This window comes from Pseudonocardia sp. McavD-2-B (genome assembly GCF_024124365.1).
Taxonomy (GTDB): Bacteria; Actinomycetota; Actinomycetes; order Mycobacteriales; family Pseudonocardiaceae; genus Pseudonocardia; species Pseudonocardia alni.
The window spans coordinates 1-4,338 of the sequence record NZ_JAMXSG010000371.1 but is presented as its reverse complement, the minus strand read 5'-3'; the positions used below and the strand labels follow the sequence as shown (position 1 = coordinate 4,338).

Annotated in this window: 1 protein-coding gene; it reads right to left on the bottom strand. The window is 77.3% G+C overall.

Annotation, left to right across the window (positions count from 1 at the left end; translation table 11 throughout):
- Positions 1–4,338: type I polyketide synthase (locus tag NH602_RS28535; protein ID WP_253069426.1), on the bottom strand; the 4,338-nt coding region annotated here is incomplete at both ends.

Genomic DNA, 4,338 nt, shown 5'->3' with positions numbered 1-4,338 from the left:
CGCGATCTCGCTCTCCCCGCCCGGCTCGGTGAGCAGCGCGGCGAGTGCGGTCGCGGCGGCGGCGGCGACGGCGTCGGGGCCCGCGGGCAGGTCGGCGAGACCGCCGAACCGCTGCGGGGACTCCAGCGCGGCGACCCGGCCCATCCCCCACAGCGCGGCCTGACCGGGGGCGGGGGTGGTGCCCTCGGCGGCGACCGCGCCCCGGGTGACGCACCACAGGGGCGCGTCGATCCCGGCCGCGGCGAGCGCGGCGAGCAGCGCCGACGGCCGGGCGGGCCCGGACGGCAGCCCGGACGTCCCGGCGGCGAGCAGCGACACCACCCGGTCCACGGGCCGGTCGGCGTCGTCGAGGACGCCGAGGGCCACGGTGAGCTCGTCGGTGGAGCCGTCGGTGGAGCCGTCGCCGACCACCACGGTCTCGGCGTCGAGCGCGGTCACGAGGGCGTCGGTCCAGGCGTCGGCACCGGCGGACACCAGCACGAGCGTCCGCCCGGTGACCGCGGCCGCCGGGGTCGGGACCGGGGTCCACGTCTCGCGGTAGCGCCAGGTCGCGGCCGCGGACTCGGCGCCGTGGCGGCGGCGCCACGCGGACAGCGCAGGGACCATCGTGGCGAGCGTGTCGCCGTCGACACCGAGCGAGCCCGACAGGCTCTCCAGGTCCTCCCGCTCGACAGCCGCCCAGAAGGCGGAGTCGGCCGGGTCGGCCGGTCCGGCGCCGCCGCCCGGCGTGCCGGGCTCGGGCCAGTAGCGTTCCCGCTGGAACGGGTAGGTCGGCAGCTCGACCGGCCCGCGGGCGGGCAGCACGGCCGCCCAGTCCGGTCCGGCGCCGTGGACGTGCAGGACGGCGAGGCCCTCGAGCAGCGCGGTGCCGGCGTCGCGGTCGCGCCGCTGGAGCGCGACGACCACCGCTGCCGGGCCGTCGGCCGGTGCCACCGTGTCCAGGGTCTGCTGGGCCGGGGCGAGCAGCGCCGCGTCCGGGCCGATCTCGGCGAACACGGTCGCCCCGGCCTCGTGCAGGGCGCGGACACCGTCGGCGAACCGCACGGCCTCCCGCACGTGACGCACCCAGTAGCCGGGCTCGCCCAGCTCCGGCCCGGCGAGGGCACCGGTGAGCGTGGAGACAAGTGGGATCCGCGGTGCGGCGAAGGTGATCCCCGAGATCGCGGCGGCGAACCCGTCGAGCATCGGGTCCATCAGCGGCGAGTGGAAGGCGTGACTGACCCGCAGCCGCCGGGTCCGGCGGCCGTCGGCCGCCAGCCGGTCGGCGAGCGCGCCGACCCCGTCGGCGTCCCCTGAGAGGACCAGCGAGGCGGGCCCGTTGACCGCGGCGATCGCGACACCGTCGGTGAGCAGCGGGGTGACCTCGTCCTCGGTGGCCTCGACCGCGACCATCGCACCCCCGGCCGGGAGCGCCTGCATCAGCGAGGCCCGGGCCGCGACGAGCGCGCAGGCGTCGTCGAGGGAGAGCACGCCGGCCACGTGCGCGGCGGCGATCTCACCGACCGAGTGCCCGGCGACCAGGTCCGGGGTGCGCCCCCAGGACTCCAGGAGCCGGTACAGCGCCACCTCGACGGCGAACAGCGCGGGCTGGGTGGTGCCGGTCTCGTCGAGCCGGTCGGCGGCCGCCGAGCCGGGCTCGGCGAACAGCGCGTCCCGCAGCGGCGCGTCGAGCAGGGTGTCGAACCGGGCGAGGACCTCGTCGAGGGCCTCGGCGTAGGCGGGGTGGCGCTCGTGGAGCGCACGGCCCATCCCGGCGTGCTGGGCGCCCTGCCCGGAGAACAGGAACGCCGTCCGGCCGGGGGTGCGGGGTGCGGTGCCGCGGGCGGCCTCGCGGATCCCGTCCGGGCCGGCGAGGAGCACGGCGCGGTGGCCGAACAGGGTGCGGCCACCGGCCAGGGTCGCGGCGACGTCGGTGGCGGTGTGCCCACCGGCAGCGCCGACCACGCGGTCGACCTGCTCCTGCAGGGCCGCGGGGGTGCGGGCGGACAGCACCCACGGGACCTCGCCGGGCAGCTCGGCGGCGGCGGTCTCCGGGGCGGGCGGTGCCTGCTCGACGATGACGTGGGCGTTGGTGCCGCTGACCCCGAACGCCGAGACACCGGCCCGGCGGGTGCCGCCGGTCTCCGGCCAGTCCCGGGCCTCGTCGAGCAGGGCCACGGTGCCGGCGCTCCAGTCGACGTGCGAGGACGGCGTGCCGGCGTGCAGGGTGCGGGGCAGCGTGGCGTGCCGCATCGCGAGCAGCATCTTGATCACCCCGGCGACGCCCGCGGCGGCCTGGGTGTGACCGATGTTGGACTTGACCGTGCCCAGGTGCAGCGGGCGGTCGGTGTCGCGGTCGCGGCCGTAGGTGGCGATCAGGGCCTGGGCCTCGATCGGGTCGCCGAGGGTGGTCCCGGTGCCGTGCGCCTCGACGGTGTCGACGTCGGCCGGGGTGAGCCCGGCGTCGGCCAGCGCCTGGCGGATGACCCGCTGCTGGGACGGCCCGCTGGGGGCGGTGAGCCCGTTGGAGGCGCCGTCCTGGTTGATCGCCGAGCCGCCGATCACGCCGTGCACGCGGTGGCCGTGGCGGCGGGCGTCGGACAGGCGCTCCAGCACCAGCATGCCGACGCCCTCGGACCAGGCGGTGCCGTCGGCGTCGTCGGAGAAGGGCTTGCAGTGCCCGTCCGGGGCGAGGCCGCCCTGGGTGGAGAACTCGACGAACGAGTCCGGTCCGGACATGACCGAGACCCCACCGGCGAGGACCAGGTCGGCCTCCCCGTCGGTCAGTGCCCGTCCGGCCCAGTGCAGGGCGACCAGCGACGAGGAGCAGGCGGTGTCGATGGTGACGGCGGGCCCCTCCAGGCCGAGGGTGTAGGACAGCCGGCCGGACATGACGCTGGCGGTGTTGCCGGTGGCGGCGTAGCCGGAGACGTCGTCGGCCGACCGGCGCAGCAGCGTCGCGTAGTCCTGGCCGTTGGTGCCGACGAAGACGCCGGTGGCCGAGCCGCGCAGCGTCGCCGGGTCGATCCCGGCCCGCTCGACGGCCTCCCAGGTGGTCTCCAGCAGCAGCCGCTGCTGGGGGTCCATGGCGAGCGCCTCGCGGGGGGAGATGCCGAAGAACCGGGCGTCGAAGTCCGCGACGCCGTCCAGGAACCCGCCCCGCAGCGTGGCCGAGGCCCCGTCGCCGAGCGCGGCGAGGTCCCAGCCGCGGTCGTCGGGGAACCCGGTGATGCCGTCATCGCCGCGGGCCACGAGCTCCCACAGGTCCTCGGGGGTGCGGACCCCGCCGGGGAACCGGCAGGCCATCCCGACGACGACGATCGGGTCGTCCACGGCGGCGCTCGTGCGGACCGGGCCCCGCTGCTCGGGCAGTGTGCCGAGCAGCTCGCCGAGCAGGAACCCGGCCATCTCCCGCGGGGTGGGCTGGTCGTAGACCAGCGTCGCGGGCAGCGACAGCCCGGTGGCCGCGTTGAGGGCGTTGCGCAGCTCCAGGATGGTCAGCGAGTCGAAGCCGAGGTCGCGGAACGCGCGGTCGTCGTCGACGGTGCGCGGGTCGGCGTGTCCGAGCACGGCCGCGACCTGGGTGCGCAGTACGTCGAGCACGACGCCGAGGCGTTCGTCGTCGGGCAGGGCCGCGAGCCGGCCGCGCAGCCCGGTACCGGTGTCCCCACCGGTGGTGGGGGCGGCGAGCCGGGCGACCTCGGGGAGATCGGCGACCAGCGGCATCGGCCGGACGGACCCGAACGCGCGCAGGAACCGCTCCCAGTCCATGTCGGCGATCGCGAGGGTGGTCTCCCCACCGTCCCGGCTCCCGTCGACGGCCCGCAGCAGCGCGACCGCCGCCGTCTCCGGGTCGAGCGGTTCGAAGCCGCCGCGCCGTACGCGGGCGGCGACCTCGGCGGCGTCGGCGACCATGCCGGAGCCGTCCCACGGGCCCCACGCCACCGACAGCGCGGGCAGGCCGCGGGCGCGGCGGTGCTCGGCGAGGGCGTCGAGGTAGGCGTTGGCGGCGGCGTAGTTGCCCTGACCGGCGGCGCCGATCATGCCTGCGGTCGAGGAGAACAGCACGAAGGCGGCGAGGTCGCTGTCGCGGGTCAGCTCGTCGAGGTGCTGGGCGGCGACGGTCTTGGCCCGCAGCACCCCGGAGTAGCTCTGCGGGGTCAGCGCGTCGAGGACACGGTCCTCGAGCACGCCCGCGGTGTGGAAGACCCCGACCAGCGGCAGCTCGGCGGGCACCGTGTCGAGCAGCGCGGCGAGCGCGTCGCGGTCGGCGACGTCACAGGCGGCGACGGTGACCCGGGCGCCGAGCTCCTCCAGCTCGGCGCGCAGGGCCGCGGCGCCGGGGGCGTCGGGGCCGCG